The organism is Vibrio sp. YT-16 (genome assembly GCF_033337405.1).
Taxonomy (GTDB): domain Bacteria; phylum Pseudomonadota; class Gammaproteobacteria; order Enterobacterales; family Vibrionaceae; genus Vibrio; species Vibrio alginolyticus.
This window is the reverse complement of sequence record NZ_JAWOQQ010000057.1, coordinates 1-2085: the sequence shown is the minus strand read 5'-3', so window position 1 is coordinate 2085 and position 2085 is coordinate 1. Positions and strand designations below refer to the sequence as shown.

General features: G+C 61.9%; 3 protein-coding genes and 1 pseudogene. 2 read left to right on the top strand and 2 right to left on the bottom strand.

Annotated elements, in window-relative coordinates; all coding sequences use genetic code 11:
- A partial coding sequence (locus R7F07_RS24655; protein ID WP_170868628.1) for a hypothetical protein occupies positions 1 to 330 on the bottom strand: 330 nt, incomplete at its 3' end.
- A 326-nt stretch (positions 331 to 656) separates the two neighbouring features.
- Here R7F07_RS24655 and R7F07_RS24650 point away from each other — a divergent pair.
- The gene (locus tag R7F07_RS24650; RefSeq protein ID WP_001366550.1) at positions 657 to 1394 is read left to right on the top strand and encodes a recombinase family protein; all 738 of its coding nucleotides are present in this window, start codon (positions 657 to 659) and stop codon (positions 1392 to 1394) included.
- Entirely contained in the window at positions 1391 to 1615 is a 225-nt protein-coding gene (locus R7F07_RS24645) for a hypothetical protein (protein WP_000743213.1), read from the top strand. Before R7F07_RS24650 ends, R7F07_RS24645 begins: the two co-directional genes overlap by 4 nt.
- Before the next feature lie 365 nt (positions 1616 to 1980).
- Here the strand turns inward: R7F07_RS24645 and R7F07_RS24635 are convergent.
- A pseudogene (locus R7F07_RS24635) lies at positions 1981 to 2085 on the bottom strand (TCR/Tet family MFS transporter); the annotation flags it as partial.

The following is a 2085-nucleotide window of genomic DNA, read 5'->3' as shown; positions in this document are numbered from 1 at the left end:
GGTAAGCAGAGTTTTTGAAATGTAAGGCCTTTGAATAAGACAAAAGGCTGCCTCATCGCTAACTTTGCAACAGTGCCGCGCGACGAGCAGCAGCACCAGGAGCAGAAGCACGTCGAGAAAAAGCAACAGCAGATCGAGCAGCGCCCACGGCGGGCCGCTCGCATCGGATAAGTCGAAAAATCCGGCTAAAGTGGCCGAGCTGCACATCAGGCCGCGCGGTTTTCCTCCCTGATCGCCGGCGCGGTTTCTTCCTCCCTGAACCGCATGCAGACTTGCCGCCTCGGACACCCCGAGGCGGTTTTTTTTCGCCTCGCTCGAGCATCGCCGCATCCGACGATGCCGAGACGACCAGGCCGCGCACGTCGAGCTGCAGCATCGCCATTGCCGACGATGGCACCAGGTCGCCGGCGGTGGCCACCGACCTCGAGCTCGCATCGCCACATCCGACGATGCGCGCCGGCGTCGACCATCGCCAGGTCTGACGATGGCGGCCGCCCTGCCCTGGATCTCGCATCGCCATTTCTGGCGATGAGATCCACGGAGCGGCCATTTAGACCCGCCAATAACGACCCGGCCAAGATAAATCGCATGACGGCCTTTTTGGCCGGGGGTAGCATGACCGGACACTTTGCGTATGCCCAAAGGAGCCCGCAAGTATGCGCAGGACGAAGCCAGTAGCCGCGCCGATGGTGGCGCGGGTCTATCTGCGCGTCAGCACCGACGCGCAGGACTTGGAACGCCAAGAGGCGATCACTACGGCCGCGAAGGCCGCCGGCTACTACGTCGCCGGCATCTACCGTGAGAAGGCATCCGGCGCACGCGCCGACCGGCCTGAGCTGCTGCGCATGATCGGCGACCTACAGCCCGGCGAGGTGGTCATTGCCGAGAAGATCGACCGCATCAGCCGCCTACCTTTGCCCGAGGCCGAGCGCCTGGTGGCCTCGATACAGGCCAAAGGCGCACGCCTGGCCGTCCCTGGCGTGGTCGATCTATCCGACCTGGCGGCCGAGGCCCAGGGCGTCGCCAAGATCGTGCTGGAAGCCGTGCAGATCATGCTTTTTCGCCTGGCCTTGCAGATGGCCCGCGACGACTACGAGGACAGGCGCGAACGCCAGCGCCAAGGCATTGAGTTGGCCCGCCAGGCCGGGCGGTACAAGGGCCGCCGTGCTGATCCGAAGCGCCGCGCCCAAGTTGTCGCGCTGCGCAAGTCCGGCTACAGCATCAACAAGACCGCCGAGCTGGCCGGGTACAGTGCGGCCCAGGTGAAACGGATATGGGCCGAGGTCAGCCAGGCCGAAGCGAAGCAGCACGGCGCGTTCGTGGAGGACGCATTGACGGAAGCCGATGCCCTGGCCGCTGTCGGCCAGGATGAGCGCCAGGAGGAAAGGGCATGAAGAAGCCGAACCAAGACGACGAGCCGTTTTTCATCACCGAGGAGATTGCGGCCGAAATGATCGCCGGCGGCTATGAGTTCGAGCTGCCGCCCATTCCTTGCACCATCCGCCTACGCGACGTGCTGGAGCGCATGACCGATGCTGAGCTAGCATTGCAGCCGGGCGAGATCGCCGACCAGGAGCGTGAACGCTGCCGGCGCAAGCCGTGTTCAACCTCATGATCTGGTCATGGTATTTTTCATGGCACTGAGCCTGATAGTTCTTGCAAATTGTTGTCACTAAAGGGTTTTGTGTGCTTGTTTACAATCGAGTGGGAGTGACGGGCACTGGCTGGCAATGTCTAGCAACGGCAGGCATTTCGGCTGAGGGTAAAAGAACTTTCCGCTAAGCGATAGACTGTATGTAAACACAGTATTGCAAGGACGCGGAACATGCCTCATGTGGCGGCCAGGACGGCCAGCCGGGATCGGGATACTGGTCGTTACCAGAGCCACCGACCCGAGCAAACCCTTCTCTATCAGATCGTTGACGAGTATTACCCGGCATTCGCTGCGCTTATGGCAGAGCAGGGAAAGGAATTGCCGGGCTATGTGCAACGGGAATTTGAAGAATTTCTCCAAAGCCCGCGACGCAGCGCCGGCAGGCAGAGCAAGTAGAGGGCAGCGCCTGCAATCCATGCCCACCCGTTCCA